This is a genomic window from Labrys wisconsinensis (assembly GCF_030814995.1).
Classification (GTDB): domain Bacteria; phylum Pseudomonadota; class Alphaproteobacteria; order Rhizobiales; family Labraceae; genus Labrys; species Labrys wisconsinensis.
Genome location: NZ_JAUSVX010000022.1, coordinates 31975 through 51542, shown reverse-complemented (window position 1 = coordinate 51542; position 19568 = coordinate 31975). Strand labels below are relative to the sequence as shown.

The 19568-nt window shown below is 69.2% G+C and carries 15 protein-coding genes and 1 riboswitch; of the genes, 11 read left to right on the top strand and 4 right to left on the bottom strand.

Features of this window, described 5'->3' with window-relative positions; all coding sequences use genetic code 11:
• The first annotated feature begins 4 nt into the window (after positions 1-4).
• Positions 5-688, top strand: a complete 684-nt coding sequence (locus QO011_RS36840; protein ID WP_307283858.1) for a cysteine hydrolase family protein — start codon at positions 5-7, stop codon at positions 686-688.
• Here the strand turns inward: QO011_RS36840 and QO011_RS36835 are convergent.
• The 4 genes from QO011_RS36835 to QO011_RS36820 all read right to left on the bottom strand — a co-directional run bounded on the left by QO011_RS36835 (position 673) and on the right by QO011_RS36820 (position 5481).
• A complete protein-coding gene (locus tag QO011_RS36835; RefSeq protein ID WP_307283856.1) occupies positions 673-2202 on the bottom strand; it encodes an N-acyl-D-amino-acid deacylase family protein in 1530 nt (509 codons plus the stop codon). The genes QO011_RS36840 and QO011_RS36835 overlap by 16 nt on opposite strands.
• On the bottom strand, positions 2199-3059 hold the full coding sequence (locus QO011_RS36830; protein ID WP_307283854.1) for a LysR family transcriptional regulator: 861 nt from the start codon (positions 3057-3059) through the stop codon (positions 2199-2201). The genes QO011_RS36835 and QO011_RS36830 overlap by 4 nt, the downstream gene beginning before the upstream one ends.
• Positions 3060-3734: 675 nt before the next feature.
• Positions 3735-4628, bottom strand: a complete 894-nt coding sequence (locus QO011_RS36825) for a proline iminopeptidase-family hydrolase (protein WP_307283851.1) — start codon at positions 4626-4628, stop codon at positions 3735-3737.
• A gap of 79 nt (positions 4629-4707) precedes the next feature.
• Positions 4708-5481, bottom strand: a complete 774-nt coding sequence (locus tag QO011_RS36820) for a LuxR family transcriptional regulator (RefSeq protein ID WP_370882067.1) — start codon at positions 5479-5481, stop codon at positions 4708-4710.
• Between the two features lie 188 nt (positions 5482-5669).
• On the opposite strand from QO011_RS36820, the gene QO011_RS36815 reads away from it, so the two are divergent.
• The 10 genes from QO011_RS36815 (at position 5670) to metH (ending at position 19563) form a co-directional block, all read left to right on the top strand.
• A complete protein-coding gene (locus QO011_RS36815; protein ID WP_307283846.1) occupies positions 5670-6563 on the top strand; it encodes a proline iminopeptidase-family hydrolase in 894 nt (297 codons plus the stop codon).
• 6 nt (positions 6564-6569) lie between these two features.
• Positions 6570-7508 (top strand): ABC transporter permease, encoded by a 939-nt coding sequence (locus QO011_RS36810; RefSeq protein ID WP_307283844.1) that lies wholly within the window; start codon positions 6570-6572, stop codon positions 7506-7508.
• A gap of 29 nt (positions 7509-7537) precedes the next feature.
• On the top strand, positions 7538-8374 hold the full coding sequence (locus QO011_RS36805; protein WP_307284037.1) for an ABC transporter permease: 837 nt from the start codon (positions 7538-7540) through the stop codon (positions 8372-8374).
• Complete coding sequence (locus tag QO011_RS36800) at positions 8371-9345, top strand: ABC transporter ATP-binding protein (protein WP_307283841.1); 975 nt, start codon at positions 8371-8373, stop codon at positions 9343-9345. The genes QO011_RS36805 and QO011_RS36800 overlap by 4 nt, the downstream gene beginning before the upstream one ends.
• Positions 9342-10343 (top strand): ABC transporter ATP-binding protein, encoded by a 1002-nt coding sequence (locus QO011_RS36795; protein ID WP_370882066.1) that lies wholly within the window; start codon positions 9342-9344, stop codon positions 10341-10343. The genes QO011_RS36800 and QO011_RS36795 overlap by 4 nt, the downstream gene beginning before the upstream one ends.
• A gap of 49 nt (positions 10344-10392) precedes the next feature.
• The gene (locus QO011_RS36790) at positions 10393-11904 is read left to right on the top strand and encodes an ABC transporter substrate-binding protein (RefSeq protein ID WP_307283838.1); all 1512 of its coding nucleotides are present in this window, start codon (positions 10393-10395) and stop codon (positions 11902-11904) included.
• Between the two features lie 181 nt (positions 11905-12085).
• Positions 12086-12290, top strand: a riboswitch (cobalamin riboswitch).
• A gap of 114 nt (positions 12291-12404) precedes the next feature.
• Positions 12405-13649, top strand: a complete 1245-nt coding sequence (locus QO011_RS36785) for an aromatic ring-hydroxylating oxygenase subunit alpha (protein WP_307283836.1) — start codon at positions 12405-12407, stop codon at positions 13647-13649.
• A 7-nt stretch (positions 13650-13656) separates the two neighbouring features.
• Positions 13657-14724 (top strand): FAD-binding oxidoreductase, encoded by a 1068-nt coding sequence (locus tag QO011_RS36780; RefSeq protein WP_307283833.1) that lies wholly within the window; start codon positions 13657-13659, stop codon positions 14722-14724.
• A 46-nt stretch (positions 14725-14770) separates the two neighbouring features.
• Entirely contained in the window at positions 14771-15052 is a 282-nt protein-coding gene (locus QO011_RS36775; protein ID WP_307283830.1) for a hypothetical protein, read from the top strand.
• A gap of 755 nt (positions 15053-15807) precedes the next feature.
• A complete protein-coding gene (gene metH / locus QO011_RS36770) occupies positions 15808-19563 on the top strand; it encodes a methionine synthase (protein WP_307283828.1) in 3756 nt (1251 codons plus the stop codon).
• Positions 19564-19568 lie beyond the last annotated feature (5 nt).

The window sequence follows — 19568 nt, the reverse complement described above, 5'->3', positions numbered from 1 at the left end:
CCTGATGCCCGACGCTCCTGCCCTGCCGCCCCGCTCCACCGTGGTCCTCAGCATCGACCTCCAGAACGAGTATCGCGCCGCCTGCATCTATCCCGTCGAGGATTATGACCGGATTCTCGCCAACGCCTCTGCGGTCATCGCCGCCGCCCGCGCCGGCGGCGTGCCGGTCATCCATGTCCAGGCCTGGGTCGGGGAAGAGGACCGGCAGCATTATCCCCTGCTCGAGGCCAGCCTGACCGACGACCTGCGCTCGGCGGTCGCCGGCAGCGACGGCGCCGGGATCTGCGAGGAGGTCGCCCCGCTTGAGGGCGAGACCGTGATCCGCAAGCGCTGGCCCAGCGCCTTCCACGACACCGACCTGGACGAGCGCCTCCGCCGCCTGGGCGCCGAGAACATCGTCACGGTCGGCGTCTGGACCGACAGCTGCGTCCGCGCCAGCGTGTTCGACGCGGTGTTCCGGAGCTATCGCGTCTGGCTGGTGAAGGAGGCCTGCGGCAGCCGGACGGACGCCATGCACCGCACCGCCATGCTCGACATGGCCAACCGGCTCTATGGCGGCGGCGTGCTGCGGACCGGGGAAGCGTTGAAGGCGTTGCGGGGACAGCCGCATGCGGCCTGGCGCTGCTCGCGGCCGATCGAGTTCCCCTACACCCTGGCGACGATCGACGGCCTCTACGACGTGCTCTGAACACAGCAGGCGAGGCCGCCCTCGCCCGCCGTCTCGGCGATGCCGCGCCGGGCGGCGGGCAGCGGCCGCAGCACGTGCCCCGGCCGGGCGCCGGTGGCACGGCCGTCCCGCCAGACGAGGGAGCCGTTGACGAACACCAGCTCGATGCCGGCGGCGGCCTGCTGCGGCTGCTCGAACGTCGCCCGGTCCGCCACCGTCGCGGGGTCGAAGACGACGATGTCGGCGAAATGCCCTGCCGTCAGGCGGCCGCGGCGATCGATGCCGAATTCCCGCGCCGGCAGCCCCGTCATGCGGAACACCGCCTCCTCCAGCCCGAACAGCCCGACGTCGCGGACATAATGGCCGAGCACCCTGGGAAAGGTGCCCCACAGGCGCGGATGCGGATGCTTGTCGTGCGGCAGGCCGTCAGACCCGACCATGGTGCGGGGATGGGCGAGGATGCGCCGCACATCGGCTTCGTCGAGCTGGAAATAGACCGCGCCAGCCGGCAGCAGCCGCTCGCCCGCCGCGCGCTCGCTGCAGTTCCATTCGCGGGCGATGTCGCTGATCTCGCGGTTCGCCATCTCCGGGAAGCTGTCGGACCAGGTGATCAGGATGCGCAGGCCGGTGTCGCACCGGTCGAGGCGCAGCACCGTCGAGGTCGCGGCATAGGGGTAGACATCCATGGCGATGTCGATGTCGCGGCGCGCCGCGTCGATCCGCTCCAGGGTCGGGCCGCTCTTGCCGAAATTGCCGCGCCCCGTCGCCTGGTGGTGCGAGATGACCAGCTTGCCGCCGGCATCGTCGGCAATGTCGATCGCCTCCTCGATCGCCTCCTCCAGCGTCTCGAAATAGTTCCTGACATGGGTGACATAGGGGCCGCCGAGGCGCGCGGCGGTGCGCGCCAGGGCCTTGACCTCGGCGGTCGAGGAGGCGACGGCCGGGGGATAGTCGAGGCCGGTGCTGAGGCCGAAGGCGCCCTCGGCCATGGCGGTCTCGACCTCCGCCTGCATCAGCGCGATCTCGGCCGCGTCGGCCGGCCGGTCGACCCTCGGCATGACGCGCTGGCGCAGCGTCGTGTGCCCGACCAGGAGGGCGGCGTTGGTGGCGGTGCCGAGCCGGCGCAGTTCCGCGACATAGTCGGCGAAGCGGTCGAACCGGAAATTCTCCCGGCCACCGACCAGCGTGAAGGGCGGCGGCGGCGCGGCGGAGAGCCTGAGCGGGGCCAGGCTGATGCCGCAATTGCCCGCGATGACCGTGGTGACGCCCTGGCTGATCTTCGGCACCATGCCGTCGGGCGTCAGCAGCGCCCCGTCGTCATGGGTGTGCACGTCGATGAAGCCGGGCGCGACCACCTTGCCGCCGACATCGATGTCCTGCTCCGCCGAGGCCGCGGAGAGATCGCCGATCGCGGCGATCCGGTCGCCGTCGATGGCGAGGTCGCCGGTGAACCCGGGAAAGCCGCTGCCGTTGATCAGCGTGGCATTGCGCAGGATGACGTCGTGCTTCACGGGCACCATTCCAGGAGGGGTCACGGTCCCGGCTCGTCCACCGTGGCCGCGACCTGTCGGAGCCCCGACAGCGCCAGGGCCAGAAGATCCGGATCGCGGCTCTGGGTGGGATAGACGAGATAGATCGGGCGGCGGAAGGCGGGCGCCTCGGCGACCCCAGCCAGGCGCCCTTCGGCGATCAGCGGGCGCACCAGGCCGAGCGGCAGATAGGCGGCGCCCTTGAGGGCGAGCAGATATTGCAGGCCGAGCGCGCCCAGGCCGACGGAGATGGCCGGGGCCGCGATGTCCGGAAACGCCTCGCTATAGCTGGTGCGGAACTCGTGCCCCCAGTCGATGAAGACGAAATTGGCCTGCCAGGGACCGGTGAGATCGGGATGCCGGACCAGGACCAGGTCTTCCTGCCGAAACTCCTCGATCACCAGTCCCGGGCGCTGGCGCGGCAGGTACATCATCGCCGCGTCCATCATCCGCGAGGCGATGCTGTCGATCAGCACGTCGGAATAGCCGGCCTCGAGCTGGAGCGCGATGCCGGGGGCGTGCTGCTTCATCCACAGCACCCAGGCGATGTTGAGCCGGTCCTGCAGCGCCACCGGGCCGCCGAAGCGGAAGGTTCCGGTATAGCCGGGCGGCAGGGCGACCTGCTGGCGCGCCTGGTCCCAGGTCTGGACGATCTTCTCGGCATGGGCGCGGAAGTCGAGCCCGGCCGGCGTCAGCTCGGCGCCGCCGCGGCCGCGGCTGAACAGCAGGCAGCCCAGCTCCTCCTCCAGGGTCTGGATGCGGCCGCTGATCGTCGACTGCATGACCCGCAGGCGCGTGGCCGCCAGGCTGAAGCTGCCGGTCTCGGCCACGTGGAGGAAGCTGCGGATCGCGTCGAGGTTCATCGGCACCAATCGTCTATTTCGATATTAAAGCCAAATAATATCGGACTTTCAAATTAAAACTTGCGAGCGGGGGCGAGTCCGGGATGCGCCGGATCCGTTGCCTCGCACGAGGATACCGCTCCGCGAGGGCTTGTGCATAAATGACTTGAAGTAACGTGCGCAACCCCTCTCCCGGCCGGGAGAGGGGCAGGGGTGAGGGGTTAGACTTTACTGGAAAGGTCGAAAGTTTTGGCGCCTCGTTTCGTAGACCCGTACTTCTCTGGTGATACGTTTAGACCCTCACCCCTGCCCCTCTCCCGGCCGGGAGAGGGGTTGCACGTGTCTCATCTGGAGCGCGATCAGGATCTCGTCGACCGTCACCGGTCTGCGTGCGGTCGTCAGCAGACTGCCTTGCACTCCGAGCTTATCCGCGGAGGGCTTGCTCATATCAGGACGCAGTCATTTCCAGGCGCTGCCTTAGCCACCCCCAACGCTCGGCCCCGTATCGACATTGCCGGACGGCGGCGCCAGCCAAGACCGCTTCCGCAATCTGCTGCGGCGCTCCCAGGCGATGGAGAGCCAAGCGGCAGCTGCTATCAGAGCCACGCCGGCAAACACACCTGCCAGGATCGAGATCGCAGCGCCCATGTCGCCTCCAACGGTGACACCCTCGGCATACTCATACCATGGTTCGTTCTACCCGTCGTGCCCGGCCAGGAAGGCGCAGACCGCTTCCACGCAATCCGCCCGTTCCTCCACATGCGGCATGTGGCTCGAGTGCTCGAAGATGCGCCAGGTCGCGCCGGGGATGCGTTCGGCATAGGGCGCGACGACCAGCGGCGTCGCCTCGTCGTGGCGGCCGGAGATGACGAAGGTCGGCGCCATGACCTGATGCAGCCGGTCGACGATGGTCCAGTCCTTGAGCGAGCCGATGACGTGGAACTCGGTCGGCCCGTTCATGGCGAGATAGACGGTGGGGTCCGCGTCCATCGCCTCGAAGGTGCGCGTCACCTCGGGCGGCCACGGGTCGAGACGGCAGACATGGCGGGCGTAGAACACCCGCGAGGCCGCGACATAATCGGGCGACGCGGTCGTCCCCGCCGCCTCATGCGCCAGCAGCGTGCGCTGCACGTCCTCCGGCAGGTCGCGGCGCAGGCGGTTGGCCTCCGCCACCCAGACGGGCATGGCGGAGGGGGAATTGGCGATGACCAGCGCCTTCAGCCCGGCCGGGCGGCGCACGGCGTGCTCGGCGCTGAGCATGCCGCCCCAGGACTGGCCGTACAGGGCGTAGCGCCCGGCAATGCCGAGATGGCCGAGGAGGGCGTCGAGCTCGGCCAGGAACAGCTCGACCGTCCAGAACGAGGCCGGCACTTCCGGCAGATGGGTGGAGCGGCCATTGCCGAGCTGGTCGTAATGGATCACGGCCCGGCCGGAGGCGGCGACATCCTTCAAGGCATCGACATAGTCGTGCGTGCAGCCGGGCCCGCCATGCACCACCACCAGCGGCAGCCTGGGCGAGGCGAGGTCCCCGGTCACCCGATACCAGGTCCGGTGCTCGCCGAACGGCACATGGCCTTCCCTGACTTGCATGCCCTCCCCCCTTGGCTCGGTTGCGCGAGCGAGCCTAGTGGGGATCGGCGGCGGCGGGCAGCTAGAAGAAACGATAGGGTCAATCGTCCAGCAGGCGGTAATGCGCCGCCAGCGTCACGGCATGGACGCGGTTGCGCGCGCCCAGGCGCCGGGCGGCCGAGTTGAGGTGCAGCACCACGGTGGCGACCGAGCGGTCGAGCCGGCGGGCGATCTCCTTGGCGGTCAGCCCCTCGGCCGAGAGCTTCAGGCACTGACGCTCGCGCGCGGTGACGCGGGCGGCGTGGCAGACCAGCGCGTCCTCGTCGTAGAGCGGCATGGCGGCGGCGTGGAAGACATGGGCGAGCAGGGCGAAATCGGCGACCGTCTCCTGCGCCGCCCGCTCGAAATCCCGCTCGGCGTGGAAGCGCACGGCCGTCACGGTGGCATAGTCGCCGCGGGGCATGTGGATCGGCACGCTGACGCCGCAGGTCATGTCGGTGTCATGGAGATAGCGCACCACCGGGGTGTGGGCCTCGCTCATGATGCGATTGATGACGGTGTCGGAATCCTGGCGGTAGCACCAGATGAACGGCGTGATGCTGCGGGCGGCGACCTGCTGGGCCGGATCGATGAGATAGTAGCCGCGCCGGCACCAGAGTTCGTGCATGTCCTCGGGCGCATGGCGCAGGCACAGCAGCGACGGGCTGATCATCGTGCCGTCCGGCCTGAAGGGCACGGGCGTATAGTCGTAGATCAGGGCATTGAAGCCCATCGGCTCCATCAGCGCGAAGGCCGCGTCGATGCGCTCGTCGAGGCTATCGCCCCGCTCCAGGGATGTCGTCAGCTCCGGGATCGCAAGCACGGCGTCCAAGATCCTTGCGGTGCAGGTTGATCGAGGCCTCCAGCCGTCACGATCAGCCAGCTTATCCTTGCTTGTTGCACTGCGGCAAGAGGAATGCGGCGCCGGATCGGGGCCAGGGCCATCGCGACCCTAGCAGAAATGATAGCTGTTTCGCGCCGCGGCCGCGGACTACCCTCGTTCCACAGTGGGGAGATGCGGACGTGTGGCGTGAGATCGAGCCGGACGAGCGGCATGTGATCGAGGTCGACGGCCACAAGGTCGTCGCCTACAGCTTCGGCGCAGGCGAGGAGGTGGTGTTCTGCCTCAATGGCGGTCCGGGCCTGCCCTGCGACTACCTCCGGGAGGCGCATTCCTGCCTGATCGACCAGGGCTACCGCGTCGTCGCCTTCGACCAGCTCGGCACCGGCGCCTCCGACCGGCCGACGGACGCCTCGCTCTGGACCATCGAGCGCTATGTCGCGGAAACCGAGACCGTCCGCCGGGCCCTCGGCCTCGGCAAGGTGCACCTCCTCGGCCATTCCTGGGGCGGATGGCTCGCCATCGACTATGCGCTCACCCATCCCGAGGCGTTGAAAACCCTGATCCTGGAGGACACGGTCGCCGACATGCCGCACCTCGTCACCGAGCTGGAGCGCCTGCGCGCCGCGCTCGGCCCGGAGACGGTGGCGATGATGCAGCGCCACGAGGCCGAGGGCAGCCTCGCCCATCCCGAATATCTGGCCGCCATCACCATCCTGAACTATCGTCACGTCTGCCGTCTGGCGGAGTGGCCGGCGCCGGTCCGACGCTCGCTCGATGACTGGAACATGGGTCCCTACGAGACGATGCAGGGTCCCAACGAGTTCCTCTATGTCGGCAACCTGAAGGACTGGAACCGCGTGCCCGACCTGCCGCGCATCACGGTGCCCGTGCTGATCACCTGCGGCCAGCACGACGAGCTGACGCCGGCCTGCGCCGCGCGGATGAAGCGCGCCCTGCCGGACGCGCGGCTGACGGTGTTCCCGAACTCGAGCCACATGCCGTTCTACGAAGAGCCGGGCGCCTACTATCCCGTGCTGCTCGACTTCCTCGGCCGCCATCGAGGAGGAGCCTGAGGCCGGATGCACCGCTATCGCTTCCTGCTCTTCCGCCCCTTCCAGCTCCTGCCGGTGCTGCTCGGCATCAGCCTCGTCACCTTCGTGCTGGTGCGCTCCATTCCCGGCGATCCCGCCCGGCTGCTGCTGGGGCCGCGCACGACCCCCGACGCCCTCGCCAAGATCCGCGCCCAGTTCGGCCTCGATGAGCCGCTCTGGGTGCAATATTTCCTGTTCCTGAAGAACCTCCTGCAGGGCCAGATGGGCACGTCGATCGTCTACCGCATCGACGTGCTGCGGGTCACCGCCAACCGCATCGAGCCGACTCTGGTGCTGGTGCTCGGCAGCACGCTGCTGGCGCTGCTGATCGCCGTGCCGCTGGCCAGCCTCGCCGCGCGCAGCCGCGGCCGCGTCCTCGACCACGTCATCCGCGTCGTCTCGACCGCCGGCCTCGGCTTCCCGCCGTTCTGGCTCGGGCTGATGCTGATCATCGGCTTCAGCGTCAAGCTGGGCGTGCTGCCGGTGGCGGGCTATGGCGACAGCCTAGCCGACAAGCTTGCGCATATGGTGCTGCCCTGCCTCACCATCGCCCTGGCGCTGTCGGCGGTGCTGGCGCGCAGCCTGCGCGCCGCGATGATCGCGCAGATGGGGTCCAACCATGCCGTGGCCGCCCGGGCGCGCGGCCTCTCGGAGGCGGCGATCTTCCGCCGGCACGTGCTGCCCAACTCGCTGGTGCCGACCATCAACCTGCTCGCCGTCAATATCGGCTGGCTGATCGGCGGCACCGTGGTGATCGAGAGCGTCTTCGCCATCCCCGGCATGGGCCAGCTCCTGGTGCGCTCGATCTTCTCGCGCGACTACATGGTGGTGCAGGGCGTGGCGATGATGTTCGCGGTGGCGACCGTGGTCGTCAACATCCTGGCCGACGTCCTCACCGTCGCCGTCGACCCGCGGGTGAGCCTGTGAGCGCCCCCGCCCTCGCCGCCCCGCGCCGCCTGACCGGCATCCTGCCCGCGGCCTGGCGGGCGCATGGCGGCGTCGGGCCGCTGGCGATCGGCGCGGCGATTCTCGGCGTCTGGCTCGCGGTCGCGGCGCTCGCCCCGGTGCTGGCGCCCTATGACCCGATCGTCCAGGACGCGGCGGCGCGGCTGCAGGCGCCGACCCTGGCGCACCCGCTCGGCACCGACAATTTCGGGCGCGACATCCTCTCGCGCATCATCTTCGGGGCGCGCATCGATCTTGAGATCGCGGTGCTCGGCGTCGTCTTCCCCTTCGCCATCGGCACGGTGGTCGGCACGCTGGCCGGCTATTTCGGCGGCCTCGTCGACACGCTGTTCATGCGCCTGATCGACATCGTCCTCGCCTTCCCCTTCCTGGTGCTGATGCTGGCGATCCTGGCGATCCTCGGGCCGGGGCTGTCGAGCTTCTTCATCGCCATGGCCCTGGTGGGCTGGGTGTCCTATGCCCGGCTGGTGCGGGCCCAGCTCCTGGTGCTGCGCCATGCCGATTTCGCAGTGGCGGCCAGGAGTCTCGGCTACGGCCATCTGCGCATCATGTTCCACCACCTCCTGCCGAACGCCCTGGTCGGGCCCTGCGTCTTCGCCATGTCGGACGCCGTGCTGGTGCTGCTCAACGGCGCGGCGATCAGCTATCTCGGGCTCGGCGTGCAGCCGCCTCTGGCCGAATGGGGCGTGATGGTGTTCGAGGGCCAGAGCTTCATCACCACGGCCTGGTGGATCACCGTCTTCCCGGGCCTGGCCATCGTGCTGCTGGCGCTCGGCTTCAGCCTGTTCGGCGACGGGCTCGGCGAAATCCTGGGAGCGCGGGAATGACCGCGCCTGTGCTCAGCGTGCGCGGTCTCGCCATCGAAGGCTCGGGGCGGCGCATCGTCGACGGCATCTCCTTCGATCTCGGCGAAGGCGAGATCCTCGGCCTCGTCGGCGAGAGCGGCTCGGGCAAGACCATGGCCTGCCGCGGCCTGATCCGCCTGCTGCCGGCCGCCTCGCTGCGCATCGCCGCCGGCGAGGTCTTGTTCCAGGGCCGTGATCTCGCGGCGCTGCCGGAGGCGGAGATGCGGGCCCTGCGCGGGCGCGGCATCGGCATGATCTTCCAGGACCCGGCCAGCCATCTCGACCCGGTCATGCGGATCGGCGAGCAGATCGGCGAGGGCCTGCGCCTGCACGACGCCCTGTCGCGGCGCGAGGCGCGGACCGAGGCGATCGAGCTCCTGCGCCAGGTCGGCATCCCCGACCCGACCCGGCGGATCGACGACTATCCCCACCAGTTCTCCGGCGGTATGCGCCAGCGCGCCATGATCGCGGTGGCGCTGGCCTGCCGCCCGACGGTGCTGATCGCCGACGAGCCGACCACCGCGCTCGACGTCACGGTCCAGGCGCAGGTGCTGCGCCTGCTCAAGGACATCCGCGACCGGCGCGGCCTGTCGATCATCCTGATCACCCACGACCTCGGCGTGGTGGCGCAGACCTGCGACGCCATCGCGGTGATGTATGCCGGGCGCATCTGCGAGCGCGGCCCGGCCCGGGCGCTGCTGCGCCGGCCGCTCCACCCCTACACGGCCGGCCTGCTCGCCTGCCAGCCGGCCGCCCGCGGCACCGGCCTGCTCACCACCATCCCCGGCCAGCCGCCATCCCTGGATGCGCTGCCGCCGGGCTGCCGCTTCCATCCACGCTGCGGCCATCGCATCGCCGGCTGCGAGACGGACGAGCCGGCGATCCGCCGGTTCGAGGACGGGCGCGCCGCGGCCTGCCATGCCCCCCTGCTGCCGCTGCAGGCCTGCGCATGACCATGGGCCCGCACCTCCTGGAGGTCGACGACCTCACCGTGCACTTCCCGGCCCCGGGCGGCGGCCCGCTGGGCCTGAGGCGGCGCAGCGTCAAGGCGCTCAACGGCGTGTCGCTGGTGCTGGAGGCCGGCGAGACGCTCGGCATCGTCGGCGAATCCGGCAGCGGCAAGAGCACGCTCGGCCGGGCCATCCTCGGCCTCGGGCCGATCACCTCGGGCCATGTCGCCTTCGCGGGCGAGGACATCACCGAGGGCGGCCGCGCCGCGCGGGCGCGGCTGCGGCGCGAGACGGCGATGGTGTTCCAGGACCCGTACAACGCCCTCAACCCGCGCATGACCGTCGGCGAGACCCTGCGCGAGGTGCTGCACGTGCACGGCCACCTGCCCCGCGGCGGCGAGGCCGAGGCGGTGGCGGCGCTGCTGCGGCGGGTCGGCCTGCAGCCGGACCTGGCCTCGCGGCGCCCGGCGGCCCTGTCCGGCGGCCAGTGCCAGCGCGTCGGCATCGCCCGGGCGCTGGCGGTCGAGCCCCGGCTGATCGTCGCCGACGAATGCGTCGCCGCGCTCGACGTCTCGATCCAGGGCCAGATCATCAACCTGTTCATCGAGATGAAGGCGCAGCGCGACCTCGCGCTGATCTTCATCGCCCACGACCTCTCGATCGTGCGGCGGCTCTGCGACCGGGTGGCGGTGATGTATCTCGGCCGTCTCGTCGAGGAAGGGCCGGTGGAGCGCGTCTTCGCCGCGCCGCGCCATCCCTACACCGCCGCCCTGCTGCGTGCCGTGCCGCAGATAGACCCGGACCGGCGCCTGCCGGAGGATCCGGTGCGGGGCGAGCCGCCGAGCCCCATCGACCTGCCGCCGGGCTGCCCGTTCCATCCGCGCTGCCCCTCGGCACAGGCGCAGTGCGCCGCCGACCCGCCGCCGACGCTGCGGCGCGAGGCCGGCCATGCCTGGGCCTGCATCCTCGATCCGCAGGTGAGCCTCGTCACAGCCGCATGAAGCGGTGAGAAAAAACCACCATCCACCGAGAAACAGAAGGGAACCAACCATGAGATCCAATTTGCTGGGACTGCTGGCGGGGGCGTTCGTGGCCGTCGCCACGCTCGCTGGCCCGCCGGCGCAGGCGGGCGGCGTGCTGATGATCGGCAAGGACCAGGACAGCACCACCTTCGACCCGATCAAGTCGGCCCAGAACGCCGATTTCTGGGTCTTCGCCAACATGTATGACGTGCTGGTGCGCGTCGATCCCACCGGCACCAAGCTGGAGCCGGGCCTGGCGGAGAGCTGGACGGTCTCGCCGGATGGGCTCGTCTACACCTTCAAGCTGCGGGAGGCGAAGTTCTCCGACGGCTCACCGATCACCGCCAAGGACGCGGCCTTCTCGCTCCTCCGCATCCGCGACGACAAGGGTTCGCTCTGGGCCGATTCCTACAAGGCCGTCGCCACGGCCGAGGCCAAGGACGACCACACCCTCGTCGTCACGCTGAAGACGCCGTCGGCCCCGTTCCTGTCCCTGCTCGCCATGCCCGGCGTCTCGATCCTGTCGGAGAAGGCCGTCACCTCCGAGGGTGACGCCTATGCCGAGCAGCCGGTCTCGTCAGGCGCCTTCACGCTGAAGCAATGGGCTCGCGGCGACAAGGTCGTGCTCGAGAAGAACCCGAACTTCTGGCAGGCCGACCGCGTCAAGCTCGACGGTGTCCAGTGGATCATCGTCGCCGACGACAACACCCGCATGCTGAAAGTGCAGGCCGGCGAGCTCGACGCCGCCATCTTCGTGCCGTTCTCGCGCGTCGCCGAACTGAAGAAGGACCCCAACCTCGTCGTCCATCTCGATCCCTCGACCCGTGAGGACCACCTCCTGATCAACCATGCGCACGGCCTGCTCGGCAAGAAGGAGGTGCGCGAGGCGCTCGACTACGCCATCGACAAGAAGGCGATCATCGACACCGTGATCTTCGGCCTCGGCGAAGCCGCCAATTCCTACATCCCGAAGGGCGCCCTCTACTACAACGCCGACAATCCGGCGCGGCCCTACGACCCGGAGAAAGCCAAGGCGCTGCTCGCCACGGCCGGCGCCACCAACCTGACGCTGACCTATCTCGTCAATGCCGGCAACGAGGTGGACGAGCAGACCGCCATCCTCCTGCAGCAGCAGCTTGCCAAGGTCGGTGTCACCGTCACCATCCAGAAGGTCGACCCCGGCCAGAGCTGGAACATGCTGGTGGACGGCTCCTACGACATCTCGGCCAACTACTGGACCAACGACATCCTGGATCCCGACGAGAAGACCACCTTCGTCCTCGGCCATGACAGCAACAACAACTACATGACCCATTACACCAACCTGACGGTGAAGGCGCTGGTCGAGCAGGCCCGCGGCGAGATGGACACGACCAAGCGGGCGGCGCTCTACAAGCAGATCCAGGAGACGGCCAAGGCCGACGTCAACTGGGTCGACCTCTACTACAGCCCCTACCGCAACGTCTCGCGCAAGACCATCGAGCATTTCGACCAGAACCCCCTCGGCCGCTTCAGCCTGGAGGACACGGTCAAGAACTGACCGCCTGCGCTTCGCACCGTGCCGCGGCCTGCCGGAGCTCCCTCCGGCGGGCCGTTTCGTTATGACGGACGCGACATCGCTTGTGCGCCCGCGACCGGCCTCGGCAGGACGGCGCCATCGCACTGTCCTGAAATCACCATGATGCGTCGCCTTGCTTCTAGCGCGCGGCAGCGGACCGTGCTGTCCTGACGATGTTCGAGGTGCCGGTCCGCCGAGGGAGGAGGACCGGAGAATTGGGAAGCCGGTGACAATCCGGCGCTGCCCCCGCAACGGTAGAGGAGTGCGGGCGCGACAAAGGCCACTGGGTCGAAGGACCTGGGAAGGCGTCGCGCCCAGCCGCAAGGCTGCTCCTGAGCCCGGAAACCAGCCTGGAACAGAGCCTTGGGGTCGCGGTGGGCGGCCGGGAGGCGGAACGGCGTCCGCGCCTGCGCGGGGACCGCCGGCCGCGCCTTGTCCCACCCGACCCGCAGACTGCAGCGAAGGTCACGTGGGATTTTGACATGAACGCGCGCAACGACATGCTGGGCCAGCTCCGCGCCCACCGCCCCGGCTTCACCCTCGGCCGGAAATTCTACACCGACCCCGACTATTTCCAGCTCGACCTGGAGACGATCTGGTACCGCGAATGGCTGTTCGCCGGCCATGACTGCGAGCTGACCAGCCCGGGCAGCTACATCACCCTGCAGGTCGGCGACTACCCCGTCATCGTGCTGCGCGCCGGCGACGGATCGATCAAGGCCTTCCACAATTCCTGCCGCCACCGCGGCTCGCGCCTGTGCGCGGCCGAGCGCGGCACGGTGGCCAAGCTGGTCTGCCCCTATCACCAGTGGACCTACGAGCTCGACGGCAAGCTCCTCTACGCCCGCGACATGGGCCCGGGCTTCGACGCCAGGCAGTTCGGCCTGAAGCCGGTGCATTGCCAGAGCGTCGGCGGCTATGTCTGGATCTGCCTCGCCCGCGAGGCGCCGGACTTCGAGGCCTTCCGCGCCACGGTCGCCCCCTATCTCGCGCCGCACCGCCTGAAGGACGCCAAGATCGCCTTCGAGAGCACGATCGTCGAGAACGGCAACTGGAAGCTGGTCTGGGAGAACAACCGGGAGTGCTACCACTGCGCCGGCAACCACCCCGAGCTCTGCCGCACCTTCCCCGAGGCCCCGACGGTCACCGGCGTGCAGGGCGCCGGCGACGACCCGCTGATCCGCGCCCATTGGGACCGCTGCGAGGAGGCGGGCCTGCCCAGCCTGTTCAGGATGTCCGGGGACGGCCAGTTCCGCGCCACCCGCGTGCCGCTGCTGCGCAACGCGGTGAGCTACACCATGTCGGGCAAGCCGGCGGTGGCGCGCCCGCTCAGCGCCTCGATCGAGGAGGACCGCATCGGCTCGCTCCTGCTGTTCCATTACCCCACCACCTGGAACCACGTGCTGGGCGACCATGCCGTGAGCTTCCGCGTCACGCCGATCGGCCCGCGCGAGACTGCGGTCACCACCAAGTGGCTGGTGCACAAGGATGCGGTCGAGGGCGTCGACTATCGCCTGGACGAGCTGACCAGGGTCTGGGTCGCGACCAACGACCAGGACCGCCAGATCGTCGAGGAGAACCAGCGCGGCGTCGCCTCGCCGGTCTACGAGCCCGGCCCCTATGCGCCGGACCACGAGGGCGGGGTGATGCAATTCGTCGAATGGTACTGCAACGCCATGGAGCGCGCGCTCGGCGGCGATGCGGTGCCGCTGCGCAGCGTGGCGTGAGGCTGTGATGACCGCGCCGGCCTTCCGCCCGCTCGACGAGCGCACGCCCTGGACCGACCACACGCCGCTCGAATGCGTGGCGGTGGTGCCGGAGGGCGGCGACGTCGCCACCTTCACCTTCCGCGCCCCGGACGAGAGCTGGTTCCGCTACGAGCCCGGCCAATGCGTGACGCTGGAGCTGCCGACGGCGGAGGGGCCGGTGCTGCGCACCTACACGCTCTCCTCCAGCCCGTCGCGGCCGCTCTCCGTCAGTGTCACCGCCAAGGCGCAGGCGCGGAGCCTCGGCACGCGCTGGATGCTGGACAATCTCAGGCCCGGCGCCCGCCTCAAGGCCTATGGCCCGGCCGGCGCCTTCAGCTTCCACCGGCATCCGGCAGAAAAGTACCTGTTCCTCTCGGCCGGCTCCGGCATCACGCCGATGATGTCGATGACGCGCTTCGCCGAGGATCACGGCAGCGGCGCCGACATCGCCTTCGTCAACTGCGCCCGGCGGCCCTCGGAGATCATCTTCCGGCAGGAGCTGGAGCGGATGGCCGCGCGCATGCGCCGGCTCAACCTGGCCTGGATCGTCGAGGAGGCGGACTCCGGCACGGCCTGGACCGGCTTTCGCGGCCGCCTGACCGCCTCGGCGCTGCGGCTGATCGCGCCGGACTTCCGCGAGCGCGAGGTGTTCTGCTGCGGCCCGGCGCCGTTCATGGCCGGCGTTCGCGACATGCTGGATGCCGCCGGCGCCGACATGCGCCGCTACCACGAGGAGAGCTTCCAGCCGCCGGAGCCGGAGGCCGCGCCGGCGCTCGCGCCCGGAGAGGCAGCGGAAGGCAGCGTCGCCTTCACGGTCTCGGGCATCGAGGTGCCGGCCTCCAGCCGGGAGACCATCCTGCAGCTCGCCCGCGGCGCCGGCCTCAACATCCCGACCGGCTGCACCATGGGCCTGTGCGGCACCTGCAAGGTGCGGCGCCGCTCGGGCGAGACGGCAATGCAGCACAATGGCGGCATCCGCGAGGAGGAGATCGCGGCCGGCCTGGTGCTGGCCTGCTGCACCCGCCCGATCGGGCGGGTCGAGATCGAGGCCTGAGATGGCGGAGGCTGATCCTGCCGACAGGCCCTGTCCCGACACGATCGTGCTCCGCGCGCTGATGCGTGCCAGCGTGGCGGGCGGCCCCGCCCGCCCGCAGGAACAGGCGCGTGCCCTGCTGTTCGCCTGGATCATGAGCCTGCCGGCCGGCTCCGACATTGCCGGCTCGGCCACCCGGCTGCGTCGCAGCCTCGCCGCCCTCCCCGCACCCGGCAATCCGCTGCTGCCCGATCTCGTTGGGCTTCTGAAGGAGATCGGAAGCTGCGCTGCCATGCCGCGGCGTCCCGGCGGCCGGCGCAGTGCCCGCCGACCGGCGACGGTGCATTGAGGAACTGACGCCCCAACGGTTGTGCCCGACGACGCTTGCGGTGACGCTGCTGTCGCAGTCCCTGCCGCAACCGTTCCGTCATGGCCGGGCTTGACCCCATAGGCGCTAAGATAAGCTGAGGACCGGTATCGAAGATCAGAGACGGAGCGGAGGGAGGCGTCAAAGCCTTCCCCACGCAGCTGGGGAAGGTGGCCCGACGAAGTCGGGTCGGATGGGGTGTGGTCCGCAGGGCTCGCCACCTGCAAACCCTTGCACCAACAGGATGTGCAAGCCGAACACCACCTCTGACTAGCGCGCCACACCCCATCCGCCGGCCTTCGGCCGGCACCTTCCCCAGCCACCCATCTCGGGTGTTCCCGAGATGGGCTCTCTAACGAGCAAGTCGGATGTATCCGACTTGCGTGGGGAAGGCTTGGGTCGCGCCTCGTTCTGCCCGCCTTGAGCCCTCTGCCACGTCCTTGCTGGTATCTTAGCGCATATGGGGCTTGACCCGGCCATCCACGCGAACTCCCACGTCGCAGGAATGGCCGCAACGGGTCGGTCCGTGCCTTTCCTTGCCCCCTTCGCGTTCGCGTGGATGGGCGGATCGAGTCCGCCCATGACGGTCGCGGATGGTCCGATCGTCACAGCTCCTACCGCGCCCCCTCTGTGCTCTCACCATGCGAGCGCCGGAGGGAAAGCCATTGCCAATCTCGATCGACGCACTATGATATAAAGATATCTTGATATTATAATTCATTGATGGGGCCGCCACCATGGACGCCTTGTTCGACACCGCCGCGTCGCCCGGACGTCAGGCAACGGCTGCCGAGGCGCTGGCCGCGGCCGCACGCGAGCGCATCCTGATCCTCGACGGCGCCATGGGCACGCAGATCCAGGGGCTGGGCTTCACCGAGAGCCATTTCCGCGGCGAGCGCTTCGCCGGCTGCGAGTGCCATCTCCAGGGCAACAACGATCTCCTGACCCTGACCCAGCCCGAGGCCATCGAGGCCATCCACTACGCCTATGCCATGGCCGGCGCGGACATCCTGGAGACCAACACCTTCTCCTCGACATCGATCGCCCAGGCCGATTACGGCATGGAACAGGCGGTCTACGACCTCAACCGCGACGGCGCGCGGCTCGCCCGCCGCGCCGCGGTCAAGGCGGAGCAGCAGGACGGACGCCGGCGCTTCGTCGCCGGGGCGCTCGGCCCGACCAACCGCACGGCCTCGATCTCGCCCGACGTGAACAATCCCGGCTACCGCGCTGTTTCCTTTGATGATCTTCGCATCGCCTATGGCGAGCAGCTCCGCGGGCTGATCGACGGCGGCGCCGACCTCATCCTGATCGAGACGATCTTCGACACGCTCAACGCCAAGGCGGCGATCTTCGCCTGCACCGAGATCTTCGCGGAGAAGGCGGTGACCCTGCCGGTGATGATCTCCGGCACCATCACCGACCTCTCCGGCCGCACCCTGTCGGGCCAGACCCCGACGGCGTTCTGGCATTCGGTGCGCCATGCCCGCCCCTTCACCATCGGCCTCAACTGCGCCCTCGGCGCCAACGCGATGCGCGCCCACCTCGCCGAGCTCTCCGACGCGGCGGACACGCTGGTCTGCGCCTATCCCAATGCCGGCCTGCCGAACGAATTCGGCCAGTACGACGAAAGCCCCGAGGCGATGGCGGCGCAGATCGAGGGCTTTGCCCGCGACGGCCTGGTCAACATCGTCGGCGGCTGCTGCGGCTCGACGCCCGAGCACATCCGGGCCATCGCGCAGGCGGTGGGCCGGCACGGGCCGCGCGCCATCCCCGAGCACGTGCCGCTGATGCAGCTCTCCGGGCTGGAGCCGTTCACGCTCTCGCCCGACATCCCCTTCGTCAATGTCGGCGAGCGCACCAACGTCACGGGATCGGCCCGGTTCCGCAAGCTGATCACATCGGGCGATTTTGCGACGGCGCTGGAGGTGGCGCGCGACCAGGTGGCGAACGGCGCCCAGATCCTCGACATCAACATGGACGAGGGCCTGATCGATTCGGAAAAGGCGATGGTCGAGTTCCTCAACCTCGTCGCCGCCGAGCCGGACATCGCCCGCGTGCCGGTCATGATCGATTCCTCGAAATTCTCGATCATCGAGGCCGGACTGAAATGCGTGCAGGGCAAGCCCCTGGTCAACTCGATCTCGATGAAGGAGGGCGAGGCCGCCTTCCTGCACCATGCGAGGCTGGTGCGCGCCTATGGCGCCGCCGTCGTGGTGATGGCCTTCGACGAGGACGGCCAGGCCGACAGCTATGAGCGCAAGGTCGCGATCTGCGGCCGCGCCTACAAGCTCCTGACCGAGGAAGCAGGCTTCCCGCCCGAGGACATCGTCTTCGACCCCAACATCTTCGCCGTCGCCACCGGCATCGAGGAGCATAACGGCTACGGCGTCGCCTTCATCGAGGCGGCGCGGACCATCCGGCGGAGCCTGCCGCACGCCCATATCTCGGGCGGCGTCTCCAACCTCTCCTTCTCGTTCCGCGGCAACGAGCCGGTGCGCGAGGCGATGCACGCCGTGTTCCTCTACCACGCCATCCAGGCCGGCATGGACATGGGCATCGTCAATGCCGGCCAGCTCGCGGTCTATGAATCGATCGAGCCCGACCTGCGCGAGGCCTGCGAGGACGTGGTGCTCAACCGCCGCGAGGATGCGACCGAGCGGCTGCTCGCCCTGGCCGAGCGCTTCAAGGGCGCCGCCGGGCGCGAGGCCAAGGCCCAGGACCTCGCCTGGCGGGACTGGCCGGTGGACAAGCGCCTGGCGCATGCTCTGGTCAACGGCATCACCGACTTCATCGAAGCGGATACCGAGGAAGCGCGCCGTGAGGCGGAACGCCCGCTGCATGTGATCGAAGGCCCGCTGATGGCCGGCATGAACGTGGTCGGCGACCTCTTCGGCTCCGGCAAGATGTTCCTGCCGCAGGTGGTGAAGTCGGCCCGGGTGATGAAGCAGGCCGTGGCGGTGCTGCTGCCCTACATGGAGGCGGAGAAGGCCGCCAATGGCGGCGGCGAGCGCCAGAGCGCCGGCAAGATCCTGATGGCGACCGTCAAGGGCGACGTCCACGACATCGGCAAGAACATCGTCGGCGTCGTGCTGGCCTGCAACAATTACGAGATCATCGACCTCGGCGTGATGGTGCCGGCAGCCAGGATCCTGCAGACTGCCCGGGAGCGGAACGTCGACATCATCGGTCTCTCCGGCCTGATCACGCCCTCGCTCGACGAGATGGCGCATGTCGCCGCCGAGATGGAGCGCGAGGGCTTCGACATCCCGCTGCTGATCGGCGGCGCGACCACCAGCCGCGTCCACACCGCCGTGAAGATCCACCCCCGCTACGGGCGGGGTCAGACCGTCTACGTCACCGATGCCAGCCGCGCGGTCGGCGTCGTCTCCAGCCTGCTCTCGCCGGAGAATCGCCAGGGCTATGCCGAGACCGTGCGGGCCGAATATGCCAAGGTCGCGGCGGCCCATGCCCGCAGCGAGGCGGAGAAGCTGCGCCTGCCGATCGCCAAGGCCCGGGCCAATGCGCACAAGGCGGACTGGGCGAGCTACGATCCGCCCCGTCCGACCTTCCTCGGCACCAGGACCTTCGAGACCTACGACCTCGCCGAGCTCGCCCGCTATATCGACTGGACGCCGTTCTTCCAGACCTGGGAGCTGAAGGGGCGCTATCCCGCCATCCTGGAGGACGAGAAGCAGGGCGCCGCCGCCCGCCCGCTGTTCGAGGACGCGCAGGCGATGCTGGCAAAAATCATCGAGGAGCGCTGGTTCCGCCCCAAGGCGGTGATCGGCTTCTGGCCGGCGGCGGCCGTGGGCGACGACATCCGCCTCTACGCCGACGAAGGCCGGCGCGAGACGCTCGCCAGCTTCTTCACCCTGCGTCAGCAGCTCGCCAAGCGCGACGGCCGCCCGAACCTGGCTCTGTCCGATTTCGTCGCCCCGGAAGGCAGCGGCAGGCCGGACCATGTCGGCGGCTTCGTCGTCACGGCGGGCATCGAGGAAGAGGCCATCGCCCAGCGCTTCGCCCGTGCCAATGACGACTATGCCTCGATCATGGTCAAGGCCCTGGCCGACCGCTTTGCCGAGGCCTTTGCCGAGGCCATGCACCAGCGCGTGCGCCGCGAGTTCTGGGCCTATGCGCCGGACGAGGCCTTCGGCGCGGACGAGCTGGTGGACGAGCCCTATCGCGGCATCCGCCCGGCCCCGGGCTATCCCGCGCAACCCGACCACACGGAGAAGGCGACGCTGTTCCGCCTGCTCGACGCCGAGGCGCGGATCGGCGTCAGGCTGACCGAGAGCTACGCGATGTGGCCGGGCTCCTCGGTCTCCGGCCTCTACCTCGCCCATCCCGACGCGCATTATTTCGGCGTGTCGAAGATCGAGCGCGACCAGGTGGAGGATTATGCCGCCCGCAAGGCCATGCCGGTGCGCGAGGTCGAGCGCTGGCTCGCCCCGGTGCTGAACTACGTGCCGGTGGCCGAGGCGGCGGAGTAGAAGCG